The sequence below is a fragment of the Hamadaea flava genome, from assembly GCF_024172085.1.
Lineage (GTDB): Bacteria > Actinomycetota > Actinomycetes > Mycobacteriales > Micromonosporaceae > Hamadaea > Hamadaea flava.
This window is the reverse complement of record NZ_JAMZDZ010000001.1, coordinates 3,387,852-3,403,998: the sequence shown is the minus strand read 5'-3', so window position 1 is coordinate 3,403,998 and position 16,147 is coordinate 3,387,852. Positions and strand designations below refer to the sequence as shown.

The 16,147-nt window shown below is 69.9% G+C and carries 17 protein-coding genes; 5 read left to right on the top strand and 12 right to left on the bottom strand.

Annotated elements, in window-relative coordinates:
- Positions 1 to 33 precede the first annotated feature (33 nt).
- On the bottom strand, positions 34 to 1,662 hold the full coding sequence (locus HDA40_RS15890; protein WP_253756487.1) for an FAD-dependent oxidoreductase: 1,629 nt from the start codon (positions 1,660 to 1,662) through the stop codon (positions 34 to 36).
- Positions 1,659 to 3,110 carry an MFS transporter gene (locus HDA40_RS15885; protein WP_253756485.1) on the bottom strand — a complete coding sequence of 484 codons (1,452 nt, stop codon included), beginning with the start codon at positions 3,108 to 3,110 and terminating at the stop codon, positions 1,659 to 1,661. The genes HDA40_RS15890 and HDA40_RS15885 overlap by 4 nt, the downstream gene beginning before the upstream one ends.
- Positions 3,111 to 3,216: 106 nt before the next feature.
- Between HDA40_RS15885 and HDA40_RS15880 the strand changes: the two genes are divergently transcribed.
- Positions 3,217 to 3,675, top strand: a complete 459-nt coding sequence (locus tag HDA40_RS15880) for a MarR family winged helix-turn-helix transcriptional regulator (RefSeq protein WP_253756483.1) — start codon at positions 3,217 to 3,219, stop codon at positions 3,673 to 3,675.
- 25 nt (positions 3,676 to 3,700) lie between these two features.
- Here the strand turns inward: HDA40_RS15880 and HDA40_RS15875 are convergent, their stop codons facing one another.
- The 4 genes from HDA40_RS15875 to HDA40_RS15860 form a co-directional block, all read right to left on the bottom strand.
- Positions 3,701 to 4,690 carry an NAD(P)-dependent alcohol dehydrogenase gene (locus tag HDA40_RS15875; RefSeq protein ID WP_253756481.1) on the bottom strand — a complete coding sequence of 330 codons (990 nt, stop codon included), beginning with the start codon at positions 4,688 to 4,690 and terminating at the stop codon, positions 3,701 to 3,703.
- A gap of 86 nt (positions 4,691 to 4,776) precedes the next feature.
- The gene (locus HDA40_RS15870) at positions 4,777 to 5,442 is read right to left on the bottom strand and encodes a TetR/AcrR family transcriptional regulator (RefSeq protein WP_253756479.1); all 666 of its coding nucleotides are present in this window, start codon (positions 5,440 to 5,442) and stop codon (positions 4,777 to 4,779) included.
- 223 nt (positions 5,443 to 5,665) lie between these two features.
- Positions 5,666 to 6,094, bottom strand: coding sequence for an OsmC family protein (locus HDA40_RS15865; RefSeq protein ID WP_253756477.1), 429 nt, complete (start codon positions 6,092 to 6,094; stop codon positions 5,666 to 5,668).
- Between the two features lie 45 nt (positions 6,095 to 6,139).
- On the bottom strand, positions 6,140 to 7,348 hold the full coding sequence (locus HDA40_RS15860) for a YncE family protein (protein WP_253756474.1): 1,209 nt from the start codon (positions 7,346 to 7,348) through the stop codon (positions 6,140 to 6,142).
- A 77-nt stretch (positions 7,349 to 7,425) separates the two neighbouring features.
- Between HDA40_RS15860 and HDA40_RS15855 the strand changes: the two genes are divergently transcribed.
- Positions 7,426 to 8,541: an RNA polymerase sigma factor gene (locus tag HDA40_RS15855; RefSeq protein ID WP_253756472.1), complete on the top strand. Its 1,116-nt coding sequence runs from the start codon at positions 7,426 to 7,428 to the stop codon at positions 8,539 to 8,541.
- A 15-nt stretch (positions 8,542 to 8,556) separates the two neighbouring features.
- Here HDA40_RS15855 and HDA40_RS15850 read toward each other — a convergent pair whose 3' ends face one another.
- The 3 genes from HDA40_RS15850 to HDA40_RS15840 all read right to left on the bottom strand — a co-directional run bounded on the left by HDA40_RS15850 (position 8,557) and on the right by HDA40_RS15840 (position 11,786).
- The gene (locus tag HDA40_RS15850; RefSeq protein ID WP_253756470.1) at positions 8,557 to 9,555 is read right to left on the bottom strand and encodes a terpene synthase family protein; all 999 of its coding nucleotides are present in this window, start codon (positions 9,553 to 9,555) and stop codon (positions 8,557 to 8,559) included.
- Positions 9,556 to 9,563: 8 nt separating this feature from the next.
- On the bottom strand, positions 9,564 to 10,109 hold the full coding sequence (locus HDA40_RS15845) for an EF-hand domain-containing protein (RefSeq protein WP_253756468.1): 546 nt from the start codon (positions 10,107 to 10,109) through the stop codon (positions 9,564 to 9,566).
- Between the two features lie 204 nt (positions 10,110 to 10,313).
- The gene (locus tag HDA40_RS15840) at positions 10,314 to 11,786 is read right to left on the bottom strand and encodes an outer membrane protein assembly factor BamB family protein (protein WP_253756466.1); all 1,473 of its coding nucleotides are present in this window, start codon (positions 11,784 to 11,786) and stop codon (positions 10,314 to 10,316) included.
- A 232-nt stretch (positions 11,787 to 12,018) separates the two neighbouring features.
- On the opposite strand from HDA40_RS15840, the gene HDA40_RS15835 reads away from it, so the two are divergent.
- A complete protein-coding gene (locus HDA40_RS15835; RefSeq protein ID WP_253756464.1) occupies positions 12,019 to 12,207 on the top strand; it encodes a hypothetical protein in 189 nt (62 codons plus the stop codon).
- 3 nt (positions 12,208 to 12,210) lie between these two features.
- Here the strand turns inward: HDA40_RS15835 and HDA40_RS15830 are convergent, their stop codons facing one another.
- The 3 genes from HDA40_RS15830 to HDA40_RS15820 form a co-directional block, all read right to left on the bottom strand.
- On the bottom strand, positions 12,211 to 13,269 hold the full coding sequence (locus tag HDA40_RS15830; RefSeq protein WP_253756462.1) for a 3-deoxy-7-phosphoheptulonate synthase: 1,059 nt from the start codon (positions 13,267 to 13,269) through the stop codon (positions 12,211 to 12,213).
- Between the two features lie 201 nt (positions 13,270 to 13,470).
- Positions 13,471 to 13,944, bottom strand: coding sequence for a large conductance mechanosensitive channel protein MscL (mscL, locus tag HDA40_RS15825; protein WP_253756460.1), 474 nt, complete (start codon positions 13,942 to 13,944; stop codon positions 13,471 to 13,473).
- A gap of 22 nt (positions 13,945 to 13,966) precedes the next feature.
- Positions 13,967 to 14,401: a hypothetical protein gene (locus tag HDA40_RS15820; RefSeq protein ID WP_253756457.1), complete on the bottom strand. Its 435-nt coding sequence runs from the start codon at positions 14,399 to 14,401 to the stop codon at positions 13,967 to 13,969.
- A 52-nt stretch (positions 14,402 to 14,453) separates the two neighbouring features.
- On the opposite strand from HDA40_RS15820, the gene HDA40_RS15815 reads away from it, so the two are divergent.
- Both HDA40_RS15815 and HDA40_RS15810 read left to right on the top strand, forming a co-directional pair.
- Positions 14,454 to 15,554 (top strand): winged helix DNA-binding domain-containing protein, encoded by a 1,101-nt coding sequence (locus HDA40_RS15815; RefSeq protein ID WP_253756456.1) that lies wholly within the window; start codon positions 14,454 to 14,456, stop codon positions 15,552 to 15,554.
- A 54-nt stretch (positions 15,555 to 15,608) separates the two neighbouring features.
- Positions 15,609 to 16,067: a YiiD C-terminal domain-containing protein gene (locus HDA40_RS15810; RefSeq protein WP_253756454.1), complete on the top strand. Its 459-nt coding sequence runs from the start codon at positions 15,609 to 15,611 to the stop codon at positions 16,065 to 16,067.
- Positions 16,068 to 16,147 lie beyond the last annotated feature (80 nt).

Sequence of the window (16,147 nt, the reverse complement as noted above, 5' to 3'; positions counted from 1 at the left end):
GGCCGCCGGGCGCTGTGCGGCTCGGCCGCCGGTTCAACGGGCGGCCGCCGCGTGCTGGGCGGCCCGGTAGCCGAAGACCATGGCGGGGGCGATCGTGGACCCCGGTCCCGGGTAGGTCCGGCCCATGACGGACGCGGTGGTGTTGCCCGCGGCGTACAAGCCGGAGATGACCGAACCGTCCGCGCGGAGCACGCGCGCGTCGGCGTCGGTGAGCAAGCCGCCCTTGGTGCCGAGATCGCCCGGGTAGATGCGGACCGCGCGGAACGGCCCCTTCTCGAGCGGGCCGAGATTCGGGTTCGGTGCGACCCGCGGGTCGCCATAATAGTTGTCGTACGCCGTCCGGCCGCGACCGAAGTCGGCGTCCACCCCGGTACGCGCGAAGCCGTTGAACCGGCCGATGGCCTGGGCGAGCCGGGTCGGATCCAGGCCGATCCGGACGGCCAACTCGGCCGGGGTGTCCGCCTCGACGAGGATGCCCGCCGCCGCCCACTCCTTCTTCTTGCCCAGGTACGCCGAGTTCAGGTACCGCCGGGCGTGCCGCGCGTCGCTGATCATCCACATCGGTCCGGGAACCGGATGGTTCAGCATGTCGTGCCCGAAGTCGATGTACGAGGCGGACTCGTTCGTGAAGCGCTCGCCGTGGGCGTCGACCACGATGCTGAACGGCAGCGACCGCTCGGCGACGAGGAACGCCGCCTTGCCGTCCGGGCCGACGAACGAGCCGCCCCACCAGGCATCGTCCATCAGTTCGAGCGCACCGCCGGCGCGGGCGCCGATCTCGATCGCCGTGCCCTGGTCGCCCTCGGGGGCCGAGGAGTGGCCCTCGACCCCGTGGTACTTCACGCGCCAGGCCTGGTTGTTCGCGAACCCGCCGGCGGCCAGGACGACACCCTTCTGCGCTCGGATACGCAGCGGCTTGCCGTCCTTCTCGACGATCGCGCCGGTGACGGTGCCGTCTTCGACGACGAGATCCACCAACGGTGTCGACGTCCAGACCGGTGTGCCCTGCGTACGCACGATGTGCATGAGGGAGCCCGAGAGGGCGCCGCCGATGCCGACCGGGCGCTTGCCCGCCAGGTATTGGCCGAGCGTCCGGAAGACGAACCGGGCGCCGCGAACGAAGCCGCTGACGGTGGACCAGGCCCGGGCCAGGAGCCAGACGTCGTCCGTCGCGAGCGGGGCGGGAACCCCGTCCTTGACCCGCGAATCGGCGTACGCCTCCCCGAGCAGCTTGGTGTTGAACGCCTTGACCTCGATGGATCGGCCGATCCTGCCGCCGGGGCGGTCGGGGTAGTAGTCCGGGTAGTCCTTGGCCCGCTTCCACTTCACCCCGAGCCGCCCGAGGAAGGCCACCATCTCCGGGCCGGTCTCGACGAACGCGCGACGGCGTTCGGGCGACGACGCCGGTCCGGCGTACTCGATGACCTCAGCGAGGTAGGTCAGCGCCTCCGTGGGCGAGTCCTGGACCCCGGCCCGCAGCATGAGCGGGTTGGCCGGGACCCAGAGCCCGCCGCCGGAGACGGCGGCCGTGCCGCCCCACTTCGCGGTGCTCTCCACGACCAGGACGTCGAGCCCGCGGTTGGCCGCGGCGATCGCGGCGGTCAGCCCGGCCGCGCCCGATCCGGCGACCAGCAGGTCCACGGTGTCGTCCCAAGTGGTCATCGCGCGGTTGCCTCAGCTACCGCCGGTCCTTCGGAAACCTCGGTCTCCAGCACCGGCTCGACCGCCAGCCGGTTGGACCGGACGGGGATGAGGGCAGCGACTGCGGCCGCGGCCAGCGCGACACCCGCACCGATGAGCAGCCCGGTCCGGAAGCCGGATTCGGACGGCAGCACGTAGGGGCCGAACGCGGTGGTCATGTTGGCCAGCACGACGCCGATGATCGCGGCGGAGACCGACGAGCCGATCGAGCGCATCAGCGTGTTGAAGCTGGTCGCGGCGGCCGTCTCGCTGTGCGGCACGGCGCCCATGATCAGCGCCGGCATCGCGCCGTACGCCAGCCCGACGCCGGTGCTGGTGATGATCGTGACGACCAGCAGACCCCAGGTCGAACCGAGCAGCACCATGGAGGAGGCGTAGCCGATCGCGATGACCAGGCTGCCCACGGCGAGGGTCACCTTCGGGCCGCGCGCGGCGGTCAGCTTCGCGCCCAGCGGAGACAGCAGCATCATCATGAGTCCGGCCGGAGCCATCCACAGACCCATCGCCAGCATCGACTGGCCGAGGCCGTACCCGGTCTCCTTCGGCAGCTGGAGCAGCTGCGGCATGATCAGCGACTGGGCGTACATGGCGAAGCCCACCAGGATCGACGCGGCGTTGGTGACCAGGACCTGCGGCCGGGCGGTGACGCGGAGGTCGACCAGCGGCTCACGCGTACGCAGCTCCCACCAGCCCCAGGCCAGGAGAACCACGACGGCGGCTGCGAAGAGCCCGAGCGTGGTGCCGCTCGTCCAGCCCCAGTCGGAGCCCTTGGAGACGGCGAGCAGCAGGCTGACGAGCGCTACGCCGAGGCCGATCGCGCCGGGGAGGTCGAACCGAGCCGGGTTCTTCTCCCTCGATCCGCCCGGGACGAACAGGGTGATGAGGACACCGACTACCAAACTCAGCGTCGCCGCGGTCCAGAACAGGACGCGCCAGCTGCTGTTTTCGGCGATCGCCGCGGCCAGTGGCAGGCCGAGCGCGCCGCCGACGCCCATCGAGGCGCTCATCAGGGCGATCGAGCCGCCGAGCTTCTCCGGCGCGACGACGTCGCGGAGCAGGCTGATGCCGAGCGGAACGATGCCCATGCCGAGGCCCTGCAGACCTCGGCCGACGATCATCGGGACGACCGACGAGGACAGTGCGGCGATGACCGATCCGAGGACCAGGGGCAGCACCGAGATCAGGAGCATGCGGCGCTTGCCGTACATGTCGCCGAGCTTGCCCGCGACCGGGGTGGCGACCGCCGCCGAGAGCAGGGTGGCCGTGATCACCCACGACGCGTTGGACGAACTGGTGTGCAGCAGGGTCGGCAGCTCGCCGATCAGCGGCACCACCAGCGTCTGCATCAGGGCGGCGACGATGCCGGCGGCCGCGAGGACGGCGACTACAGGTCCGGAACGGGATTTCATTACGTGTACGCTACACACGATGTGTACTATGCATAAGGAGTGTATGAGGCACATCACTTAAGCTGAGGCCAGCCACGGCTGAGCCGGCGGAGGAGAGTGGGGGCGCATGCGGAAGCCGACAGACCTCGTCGAGATGGAGACCATGCTGATGGCCCGGCACATGCATCTGCGGAGCCGGAGCAGTGGGACTCAGCTGGACCGGAGCGCCTACGTGTTGCTCAGCCGCATCCACCTGGAAGGGCCGATGTCGATCGGGCAGCTGAGCGAGGCGTTCAGCCTCGACGCGTCCACCCTCAACCGGCAGACCGCGGCGATGATGCGGGAAGGTCTGATCGAGCGCATCCCCGACCCCGACGGCGGCATCGCGCGCAAATTCCAGGTCACGGCGGAAGGCGTACGCAAGATGGAGGCCGACCGCGCGTTCGGCGTGGCCGGCCTGAATCGGGTGCTGGAGAACTGGACGGCGGAGGAGGTCGCGGACTTCGTCGAGATGCTCAAGCGGTTCAACACCGACATCGAGCGGCTCGACGGGCGCCCCTGGCCGCGCCCCGCCACCGACAGCTGACCGCCGGCGGCTGTCAGCTGTCGGCTCAGGGGAGGCTGACGACGACCTTGCCGGAGGCGTGCCCGGCCTCGACGTAGCGCATCGCCGCCGGCAGCTCGGCGAACGTGAACTGCCGGTCGATCACCGGCTTGACGTCGCCGTTGTCCGCGTGACGGCCCAACTCTTCGAGGTTCCGGGCGCTGACCGGGCCGATCACGACGTCGGTTCCCAGGATGCGCTGCGAACTGAACTTGCCGATCAGCTCGCCGGCGATCCGGTGGTCCATCGGCCGGAACCAGCGGCCGGCCTTTCCGCCGATGATCACATAGGACCCCTGCGGGCGGAGGATCCGTTTGGCTGCCGTGATCCGAGGGCTGCCCGCGATGTCCACCAGCACGTCGAAGTCCCGGGCCACCTTGGTGAAATCCTCGGCGGCGTAGTCGATCACGGCGACCGCGCCGAGCCCCTTGACCAGGTCGGCGTTGCGTCCACCGCAGACGGCGGTCACCTCCGCGCCCGCCGTCCGGGCCAGTTGGACGGCAAACGTGCCCACGCCGCTGGAGGCGCCGTTCACCAGCACCCGCTGGCCGCTGCGGACCTGCGCGTCGTCGCGTACGGCTTGGATGGCGGTCGCGCCGGCCATGGGCACCGCGGCGGCCTCCTCGAAGGAAAGGCTGCTCGGCTTCGGCGCCAGCAACTCCTCCGGTACGCACGCGTACTCCGCGTATGACCCGTGGGTGACCAGTGCGTACACGTTGTCGCCGGGCTGGAAGGCGGTGACACCGGAGCCGACGCCCTCGACGACCCCGGCGAGATCGCAGCCGAGGATCGAGTGCTGGGGCCGGCGCTTGCCGAACCCGCCGGGGACGAGACGGGCCGCGCGGGGCTCGCCCCGCATGTGGTGCCAGTCGTACGGGTTGACGGACGTCGCGCGGATCTGGACGAGGACCTCACCCGGCCCGGGCTCGGGCTTGGGAACCTCGCTGAGCAGCAGATTCTCCGGCGGTCCGTACGCGTGGAGCAGATACGCCTTCATCGAGAACTCCTGACCTTACGTTGTAAGTCTTACGTTGTAAGGTAGCCTTACGCCGTAAGGGCGGTCAAGGGGTCAGCGAGCGGAAATCAGCGAAGCCGGTCGAGGCCGTCGAGGACGATGTCGAGCCCGAACTCGAATTCGGCCTGGTCGTCGCACCAGCCGAGGGTGGAGTCGGGGTCGTCGTGGGCGATCTCGGACAGCATGCCCACCAGATTGGGCAGTCGTTTCGCCATGGCGGCCATGACCGGATCGGGCTCGCCCGTAGCCGGCCCGTTCCCCGGCGTGAACAACTCCTGGGTGAAGCCCACCGCCCGGCTGCCCAAGGCGTGCAAGGCGTGATGGGTCTGGTCGTGCGAGAACCCGCCGTCCCGCATGATCCCGACCAACGCGTCCATGTGCAGCAGGATCTCCGGGCTGGCGTTCGTCCGCGACTCGATCAGCGCCGGCGCCCACGGGTGGCGCAACAGCACCTCACGCGCCGCGAGAATGCGTACGCGCGCCGCCTTCCTCCAGCCGTCGCCGTGGCTGGGGAGCGTCACGCGGGCAGCGGCTTCGTTGATCTCCGCGCCGATCACGTCGACGATCCCGTCGAGGACCTGCTCCTTGTTGGCCACATGGTGGTAGAGCGACATCGCCTCGGCGCCCAATTCCTCGGCGAGGCGGCGCATGGTCACGGCGGAGATTCCGCCGGAGTCGGCGAGCTCGACCGCGGCCCGCAGGACCCGGTCCCGGCTCAGGGCAGGTCTCGACACGCGGCCATCTTACAAGGTAAGGCGGATGGATCATGCGCTTAGGGAGTTGATCAGGGTGCTACGGACACGACACACCGGCCGACAACGACCATAAGTTCATGATCACGCGGAAAGCCCGCGGGGGCGAGCGGGGCGAGCGAGCGCGTAGCGAGCGAGAAGCGAGGGGGCGAGCGAGCGAGAAGCGAGGGGGCGGCCGAAAGGGCCGCCCCCGAGCGAGAAAGAGCTAGCTGAGCTTGGCGTTGAGGGAGATCGCCGCGCCCGGCGACAGCAGCCGCGAGATCGGGCAGTTCTCCTTGGCGCCGATGGCCAGCGACTGGAACTGGGCGTCGTCGATGCCGGGGACGACTCCGACGGTGTCGAGGTCGATCCGGGTCACGGTCATCCCCGCGTCGGTCTTGTCGAGGTGCACGTTGGCTGTGGTCTCGACGGAGCTGGGCGGGAAGCCCGCGTCCGACAGCGCCTTGCTGAACGCCATCGAGAAGCAGCCGGCGTGCGCGGCGGCGATGAGTTCTTCGGGGTTGGTCCCCTCGCCCTCCTCGAAGCGCGACTTGAACGAGTAGTTCCCCTCGAAGCCGCCCTTGCCGGTGCGGATCGTGCCGGAACCTTCGGTGAGCGTGCCCTGCCAGCGGGCCGATGATGAGCGGATAGGCATAGTCACGACCCTACTGCGGGTCGCCGGGGAAGTAAGCGGGAACCGTCACGCCACACGGATCAGCCCGGTGAGCCCGGGGAGGGCGGCTTCTCCCGAAGTGGAGCCTCGCCAGGTCACGGCGCCGTCGCGGGCGAGGTACACGCGCTGGTGGTCGCGGGATACGGCCAGGCCGCGTACGGCTGGTGTGGTCCACTTCTCGACGGGCTGGCCGGCTTGGTCGAGCACCTGGACTCCGTGGTCGCCGCCCAGGTAGAGGAGCTTGTCGGAGGCGGCGGCGTACGCCGATCCGGTGTCGGAGCCGACTTTGACGACGTCGAGCACTTTCAAGGTCTCGGTGGAGATCCGGGCGAGCGCGCCGGCGGCGAGGTCGACGACGAACAGCAGCGAGCCGTCGGCGCTCAACGCGATCGAGTACGCGGTGCTCGCCGAGTGCCCGAACGGATCGGGCAGGTCGACGCAGTACGCCCAGTTCTGTTCGGTCTCCAGGGTGTGGACGAACGCGTGCACGTTGCCGGGCCGCCCGGACAACAGGTCGCGCGTGTGCTGGTGTCCGGGTTGGTGGGTGTAGAGGGTGTAGAGGACGCGTCCGGTCGGCGACGCGACGGCGGTCCGGCCCTCGCCGCGCATCTCCTCTTCCGCGCCCGCCGGCACCGGCACCTTGTCCCTGGTCCACAGCGGCTCGAGCTTCCGCGTGGCCAGGTCGAGACGGCGTACTCGGTAGTGGTCCGGCGCGGTGGCGGGCAGCCACTCCAGGACGAACAGCCCCTGCCGGTCGGCGGTGAAGGCGTCCGGCTCGATCACCCCCGGCACGGTGATCCGCTGGCGGATCTGCTTCGAGTCCGCGATCACGATCGTCGTCTTCGCGCGCGCCTGCGGCTTCAGCGGATCACCCTCGGGCGCGGCCAGCGCGACCAGCGACCCGTCCGCGTGCACCACGCGCGGCGTCCAGCGGCCGTCGATCGGGTAGCCGCCCAGCCGCGTACCGGCCAAAGTGGTCGTGAAGTCCAGCTGCGTCGTCTTGTCGGCCGCCGTGGCCAGGCACAGCGTCGACCCGGTCGCCGACAGGGCCCCGGTCCGGCCCGGGGTCAGTCCGCCGTCGCGGGCCACTGCCAGTCCGTCGCGGGTCTTCACCACAAGCACATCTGGTACGCGTACCGCAGCTGGTTCGGCGTCGTCAGCAGCCTGGCAGGCGGCCGTGGCCGACGCCGCCACCGCCGCCCCGGCGAGCATGAGCAGGTTCCGTCGTGTCGTCATGCCCTGCCGACACCGATGGAACCATCCGGGTTCCCACGGTGTCATGTGATGTGTCGAGAGGCGTCATCCTGGAGAGCATGGAATCCGAAGCCGTCACCGAGGCCGCGCTCGTCGAGCGGGCCGCGGCCGGCGATCAGCACGCGTACGCGGAGCTGGTCGCCCGGACGAGCGCGCTCGCGCGCCGGACGGCCACCTTGTTGGGCGCGGGCGACGACGCCGAGGACGTCGTGCAGGAGGCCTACGTCAAGGCGTACCGGCGGCTGGAGACGTTCCGCGGCGACTCGTCGTTCCGGTCGTGGCTGCTGACGATCGTCGCGAACGAGACCCGGAATCTGCACCGCACCCGCCAGCGCCGGGCCGGCCTGCTCGAACGGGCGGCGGTCGCCGAAGGCCCGCCGCCGGAACTCGATCACGCCGTCGACGGCGCGCTGTCGACCGAGCGGCGGGAGGAGCTGGTCGCGGCGCTCCAGCAGCTCAGCCCGGCCGACCGGGATGTGCTGGTGTACCGGTATCTGCTCGACATGTCCGAGGCGGAGACGGCCGAGCTGCTCGACCGGCCCAAGGGCACGGTGAAGTCCCGGGCCAGTCGTGCCCTCGCCAAACTGCGTACGCAGTTGATCGTCGCGGTGCTCGTGATCGCCACCGTGTTGACGGTCGTCTTCGTCCCGCCCGTCCGGACCGCCGTCGCCGACGTGGTGACCACGATCCTGCGGCTCGGCGGCGTCGAAATACGCCAAGGCGAACCGGCGCCGTCCATCGCCCCGACGCCGAGCCCGCTGCCGACGCTGACCAGCGGGGATCTGGCGCAGGCGCGGGCCCGGGCGGCGTTCCCGATCGGCGTCCCGGCGGTGCTCGGCGATCCGCAGCGAGTGGAACTGGCCGATCCCGGCCCCGACGGGCATCCCCGCGTCGTGACGCTCCTATATCCCGGCGTACGCCTCGACGAAGTGGACGGCGAACTCGACTTGGCCTTCACGAAGATGGCCGACGGCGTCGAATGGGTCGGCGGCGACATGATCTGGCTGGCCAAGCCGCATCCACTGGTCTACGTGGACCGCTGGGGCACCCGGCGCGAGGAGACCGCCCGGCTGTCCGGCCCGTGTCTGGTGTGGCAGGCCGGATCGGTCACCTACCGGCTCGAAGGCGTCACCTCGAAGGAGGAGGCGCAGCGGATCGCCCGCTCGGTCCGCTGAGCCGAGCTGGCCGGCTCAGGCGTACCGGCTGGATTCGAGCAGCCATTCCAGGTGGCCGCGCGGCGCGCCCAGCAGCACCATCGCGACCTTGCTGGCGTCCCGCGCGGCGGCCTTGCTCAGGTCGAGCCGGGCGAACTCGGCGGGCAGCGCACGGGCGGCGGCGGTCAGGTCGTCGATCCGGGCGGCGATCCGGTCCAGCACCTCGGCGGCGGCCGCCGCCAACGAGACGCCCTGGTCGTGCGCCAGGACGAGCACGTAGTTGTGCACGTCGCCGCGAGCGCTCTCCTTGGCCGCCGAGGCGACGTCGTTGCACCACGCCGTGACGTCGTTGCACGCCGACAAGAGGTCGCGCCACGGGCCCGACGTACGCAGTTCGCCCGGCAGCTCCGAACCCAGCACGGGTTCCGGGAGGTCGAAGAGGAACGACCCGTTGGCCTGGCGGCGCAGGTGCGCGTACTCGTTGGGTGAGGGTAGCCGCCGCGTGGACCGGAAGCGCGCCTCGTAGCGGCACGCCGCGCGATGCTCGGCGAGATGGACCCGGAACATGGCCCGCCAGCTCGCGCCGGCCCGGGGCGCGGTGCGTGACCACAGGTCCCGGAAGGCGCGGACGACCGGATGGGCGTCGAGCGGCGGCACGGTGTCGCACGAGCTGAGGACGGCGTCGTAGAGCCGGTCGACGGCGGCCTCGTCCCAGCCGAGCGGGCCGTCGTCGCGCAGGTCGTCGAAGACGAACAGCCAGACCAGCCACTGTCCGAAGAGGATCACCTCGGGCGCCTTGGTCTCGGGGAAGGCGCGGGAGGCCATCTCCCCGAAGCGGGCCGCCTGGAGCCGAGCCGGGTACAGCTCCGGAAAGCTGCGCAGCGCCCATTCCTCGACGGCCAGCTCGATCGCGGCCTCCTCGCGATGGTGCCGGCACGGCGCGGCCAAGGCCGGCACGCGCTCGACGAGCGGCAGTAGATCGGCCGCGCTCGGCATCCCGGCCGCGCGCGCGGGCGCGGCCGGGACGGTAGTCACACCGGCGGTCACAGCGGACCGAACAGGTGGTTGCCCGGCAGCTTGGGATCGCCGCCGGTGTAGTACTCGTACGCCGCCTGCACCAGTTCGTCGATGGACAGGCTGCCGTTGGCGTCGGAGTCGAGCCGCTCGAAGGACGCGATCGCGTCACCGTCGCCGGTGCCGAAGGCGGTCTGGAGAACCTGGAACTCCTCCAGCGTGATCGCGCCGTCGGAGTTCTGGTCGCAGAGCGCGGCGATCGCCACCGCGGCCGGGCGGAACGTCTTGTCGAACTTCTGCCCGTCGATGTACGCCGTGATCATCGCGGTGCGGAACTCGGCCGGGGAGATCGACCCCGACTCGTCGGTGTCGGCGTGCTCGACGATCTCCGACCACAGCTCGTCGAACCGGTCGATGAGTTGCTTGCCCTTGGTCGACGTCGGCGACTCGCCGAAGCCGAGCAGCACCCGGGAACCGAGGCCGAGCAGGTCGTCGCGCTCGATCTCGCCGGAGTGGTTGGCGTCGATGTGGTCGAAAGCCCGGTCGAGCTTTTCGATCTGCAGGTCGTTGGCCATGAAAGCTGTTGCTCCCTCCGCGTCCCGGAATGGGCCGCCGAGGTCTTTCTACCCCGTCAAAACCGACGTTTCCTCGTAAATCGAGCCAGTTCTCTCCCCGCCATCTTCCCCCCGCCCTTTCCGCACGATCATGAACTAACGGTCGTGATCGACCGGCGTGTCGTGTCCCGAACGGACTGATCGACTCCGTAAGTAGGTGATCGACTACTTCGTGCCGAGGGCGACGATGCCGCCGGCTCGGGTGCCGAAGTAGATGCGGCCGTTCCAGGCGGCGGGGGTGGACTCGATGCAGCCGCCGATCTTCATCGACCAGAGCGGCTTCGGCTGGGCGTGCGTGTCCGCCACGTCGTACGCACGCATCACGCCGGTGCAGTCCCCGAGGTAGAGCACGTCGTCGACGACCACCGGCGACTGCCACGTCTCCCCGCCCGGTACGCGGAACTTCCAGCGGACCGCGCCGGTGGCCCGGTCGATGCCGAGCACGTCGCCGGGATGGGTGTCGAAGATGACGATGTCTTTGTAGAGCGCGGGCGAACCCCAGATGCCGGACTTCGGCGGGCGCTGGTCCTTCTGGCTCCAGACCAGCGGATTGTCCTTCTTCCGCGGGTCGAGCTTCATCATCTGGCCGACCTGCCGGGCGCGGGCGTTGTTCCGCTCGAACTCCGAGCCGACGTAGAGGAAGCCGTCCGCGTCCACGGTGATCGACGCGTCGGTGTCGTCGCCGGTCCAGAACCGGAAGACCCGGGTCGGCTTCTTGCCGGTCTTCAGGCCACTGATGTCCCAGCCCTGGACGAGGCCGCCGGAGTTGGCGAAGTACACCGTGTCCTGGTAGATCGCGACGGAGTTCTCGATCGACACCATGCCGTCGCCGATCGCCTTGAGCAGCTCGGAGTCCCAGCCGGGGGCGTTGAACACCAGCTTCGGCTTGACCGTCACCTTGCCGTTCTTGTCGTATCCCCGGTTGAGCTTCACGATGTGGAACTGGCTGTTCTCGCCACCCTCGAAGAGGTAGTCGTCGATGATCAGGCCGGCGCCGTCCCAGTCGTCGTTCCACTTGGTCGGCGACACCGCGTGCGCCGAGAGCTTCCACAGCTCGACCGGCTTGCCGCGGTCGATCGCGATGATGTGGTAGTAGTTGTCGCGCGAACCGGAGTAGACCAGCGGATACCCGTCCGGGTCGATGGTCACCGAACCCTTGATGATGTCGCCGGTGGGGAAGTCCGGGATGATCCGCTCACCGGTGTCCGCGTCGAGGAAGTGGACCTTCGCGTCGTACGCCCCGAAGACGACCCAGGTCCGGCCGTCACGTTCGAAGACCGCGGGCTGGCCGGTCCACCCGGAACCGCACCAGATCCGGGTGCCCTTCTCGTCCGTCGACGGATGGCAGAGGCTGCCCGACTTGGGGAAGCGCCACAACTGCGACGGCTTGGTACGCAGTGCCGGCCCGGTGCCGAAGTACGACCGGGTCGGGTTGCCGCGGAAGGTCAGCAGCCCGTTGACCTTGGTGCCGTAGGGCTTGCCCACCCCGGCGGGATCGGAGAATCCGGCGTACGCCGCGGGCGACGGTGACCCGCTCGCCTCGGGTGACGCGCTCGTCCCCGGCAGTACGCGTACGTCTTCCGGCTTGTTGCAGGCCGCCGCGGAGATCAGGCACAGTGCGGCCACCAGCGCGGTCATGGTTCTTGAGAGCCCCCCAGTCACGGGCACAGTGTGCGGAGCCTGTCACCCTCCGGACATCCTCCGACCGGCCGACGGTGCATAACATGTCGGATACGCCCGACCCCGGCCGCGGCGGCCGACCGGCGGCCGGTCCGGTCGACTCCCGCCGATATCGGTGTCAGCAGGCTTTGATCGAGATCAGACCGTGTGCCGGATGGCTCTCGTAGCCCGCAAGGGTGACGATGGACACATGGAGCCCGAGTCGATCACCCCCATGACGGACGACGAGGCCGAGCTGTTCCGGTTCATCCGCTACGGGCAGCTGCCCGACCGCGTCCCGCCGAGCCGAATGGTGGAGTCCGTGGAGACCTCCGCGCCGCAGGAGGACCCGGTCCCGTACACCGATCCCGGATCCCCCTACTACCACGGCAACGCCTGACGATCAGGCGGCTGCCCGTCGCGCCACCACGGCGCGGGCCAGCGAGGCCAGCGCCTCCTCGGTCGCGGCCCAGCTCATGCAGGCGTCGGTGACGCTCTGGCCGTAGGTCAGCGGCCGCCCGGACTCCAGATCCTGACGGCCGCCGACCAGGAAGCTCTCCAGCATCACGCCGCCGATGCCGTTCTGCCCGGCGGCGATCTGGTCGGCGATCTCGGCTGCCACGCCCGACTGGCGTACGTGGTCCTTGCCGCTGTTGCCGTGGCTGGCGTCGATCACCAGACGGTGCTTCAGGCCCGCCTTCTCCAGCGCGATCAGCGTCGCCGCCACCGGGCCCGGCAGGTGGTTCGGGCCGCCCTTGCCCCCGCGCAGGATGACGTGGCAGTCCTCGTTGCCGGTCGTGGTCACCACGCTGGCCCGGCCGTCGGCGTCCACACCGAAGAACACGTGGCTGCTCCGCCCGACATGGCAGGCGTCGATCGAGACCGAGACGCTGCCGTCGGTGGCGTTCTTGAAACCGACCGGCATCGACAGGCCCGAGGCGAGCTGCCGATGAACCTGGCTCTCGGTCGTACGCGCGCCGATGGCGCCCCAGGTGACCGCGTCGGCGATGTACTGCGGACTGATCGGGTCGAGGAACTCGCAGCCGACGGGCACCCCGAGATCGAGGATGTCCAGCAGCAGCTCCCGGGCCATCCGCAGACCACGGCGTACGTCGTAGGTGCCGTCCAGGCCGGGGTCGTTGATGAGGCCCTTCCAGCCGAGCGTCGTCCGCGGCTTCTCGAAGTAGACCCGCATCACGATGACCAGGTCGCGCGCGTGCTTCTCGGCGGCGGCGGCCAACCGGCGGGCGTAGTCCAGCGCGGCCTTGGTGTCGTGCACGGAACACGGGCCGACGACGACCACGAGCCGATCGTCCTCGCCGGTCAGGACGTCGCGGACGGCTTGTCTAGTGCGTTCGACGACGTTCGCGCGTACGCCCCCCAGCGGGAACTCGGCGAGCAGCGCCGACGGCGGCTCCAGCGGCTCGAACGCGGCGACGTGCAGGTCGTTGGTGATGGTCATCTCGAAGACTCCCGTCTGATGGGGACGGGACCCGGTCTACCGGTGCCAGAGCCCGTCCTGGAATGACGAAAGGCGAAGACCGGGAGGTCTCCGCCTTACTGGCTCTGGGTGGTCGTCGGTCAGCGCATAAGACCGCCGGCTCCACCCAGAGCCAGCGTAAAGCGCCAATACCGACGTGCCACGTCCGGAAGCATACCCGACCTATCGATCAGTTGCCGCGGTGGTCTCCGTCACCGTGTCGGGGCGACGGGGCGACGGCGTACGGTTCGCGGCGACCAGGGCGTCCCGGATGTCGCGCAGCAGCTGGATCTCCTCGGACGGCAGCGCCGGGGCGGCTTCCTTGCCGTTCTTCTTGAAGCGGTCCGCGAACTTGTTCATCGGCAGGACGACGAGGAAGTAGACGACCGCCGCGGTCAGCAGGAAGGCGACGATCGCGCTCACGAAGCTCCCGACCGGGATGCCGTTGTCCAGGCCCGTCTTCGGGTCGTTGCCCGGCAGCGGGATCATGCCGCTCAGCTTGGAGTCGTCACCCGCGCCGACCATGTTGATCAATGGGGTGAGGAACGTGTCGGTGAACGAGGTGACGAGCGTGGCGAACGCCGCCCCGATGACCACGCCGACCGCGAGGTCGACGACGTTGCCGCGCATGATGAAGTCTCGGAAGCCCTTGAGCATTCCGCCACCCTAACGGGTCGGACTAGGCGTCGCCCGTCTTCGGCGCGAGCCTTCTGTGCAGCAGCTCACGCAAGGAGATCGATTCGCCGTCCTTAGCGCCGCGGCCGATGACCAGCATGGGATCGCTCGGTGCCGGTCGCGCGCCGAACAGCCGCGAGCGCAGCGAGGCCGGCACGCCGAGGACATAGAACTCGCCGTCGACGCCGACGGCGAGGGAGTGATTCGGATGGATGTACCAGCCGTGCAGCCCGGTCCGATAGTGCGACCGCCCGTTGAAGGCGAAGGCCACGAGCCGCTCCGGCGGGATCATCTTGCGGCGGGCCTCCTCGACGAACTCGGTGACGAGCTTGCGCGCCTGCGTCGTCTCGATCTCCCGGGCGCGCGCCACCGCGGCGGCGTGCTTGGCCACGGCGTCATCGCGCCGGCGCCGCCAGTCGTCGTCCTCCCGCGCCGTCATGGCACGCAACGATAGCTCGCCGAATGTCGGAGGGTGCTGGTAGATCTGGTCTGTGCCTGCTGTGCTTTCCCTGCGCGATCTCAACCGCGCGACCCTTGACCGCCAACTCCTGCTGCGACGCTCGCCTCTGCCGGTGGCCGAGGCCGTCCGGCATCTGTGCGGCCTGCAGGCCCAGACCACGCACAGCTGGTACGCCGGGCTCTGGGGCCGCTTGGCGGACTTCGATCCGCAGCAGGTCGTCACCATGATGGAGGATCGTTCGCTGGTCCGGATCGCCTTGCAGCGCTCCACTATCCATCTCGTGACCGCCGATGACGCCCTGGCGCTGCGGCCGCTGGTGCAGACGGTCGGCGAGCGCAGTTTCGCCTCCAACTGGGGCAAGCAGCTGCCGGGCGTCGACCTGGCCGAGGTCGTCGCGGCGGGGGTGAGCCTGCTGGAGGAGAAGCCGCTGACCTTCAACGATCTCGGCAAACGCCTGGCGGAGAAGTGGCCCGACCGCGACGGACAGTCGATGGCGCAGGCGGTCCGCACCTACGCGGCGCTCGTCCAGCCGCCGCCGCGCGGGCTGTGGGGGCGTAGCGGCCTGGCCGTGCACGTCCCCGCGCAGCATTACCTCGGGCGGCCGCTGGCCACCGACCCGTCGATCGACGAGCTCATCGTGCGCTATCTGACCGCGTTCGGCCCGGCCTCCGTCCAGGACGCCCAGACGTGGTCCGGGCTCACGCGGCTCGGCGAGGTGTTCGAGCGGCTCCGGCCGCGGCTCCACGCGTACGCGGATGAGCAGGGCCGGGAGCTGTTCGACGTGCCGGAGGCGCCCCGGCCGGAGGCGGAGGTGGCCGTGCCCGTCCGGTTCCTCTACGACTTCGACAACATCCTGCTGTCGTACGCCGACCGCACCCGCGTGCTCGATCCGGCGTACCGGAAGTTGTTGTGGCCGTTGAGCAACATGGCGCTGGGCAGCGTCCTGCTCGACGGGTTCGTGCGGGCGAGCTGGCGGCCTGAGAAGAGCAAGGGAAAGGCGCACGTGACCGTCACCTCGTTCCAGCCCTTCCCGGCCCGGCAGCGGTCGGCGATCGAGGCGGAAGGCTTGCGGTTGCTGGAGTTCCTCGTGCCAGGGGCCGAGCACGACGTCCGGTTCACGACAGCCGACTGATCTCGGCCGCCGACCGGGTAGCGCACACCTGTTACCGGCGAGTAACTTGGCGGCATGACCCTTGACGTGGCCGCCCTCGCCGACGGCATGACCCAGTCGGTGCCGCTCGTGAAGACGCTCGGCATCACGTTCGCCTCCGTGTCGCCGGACGGCACCGAGGTCGTCGCCGACCTGCCGGACCGGCCGGACCTGCACAACCACGTCGGCGGCCCGCACGCCGGAGCGATGTTCTCGTTGGGGGAGACCGCCTCGGGAGGCGTCGTCCTGGCCGCCTTCGGCGCACAGCTCGCCGACGCGGTACCGCTGGCGGTCAACGCCCGGATCGCCTACCGCAAGCTCGCCGTCGGCGACGTACGCGCGACGGCCCGGCTGGCCCGCCCGGTCGCCGACGTCGTAGCCGAACTGGCCGCCGGCACCCGCCCGGAGTTCGACGTGGCCATCGAGATCACGCGCGGCGACGGCGCGGTGGCGGCCGAGATGACGGTGACCTGGACCCTGCGCCCCAACCGCTGACCTTAAAGGTGCAGATCACGGTTGTGCATGCCTCCGCAGGCCGCAGAGGCATGCACAACCGTGATCTGCATGCGTGCGGG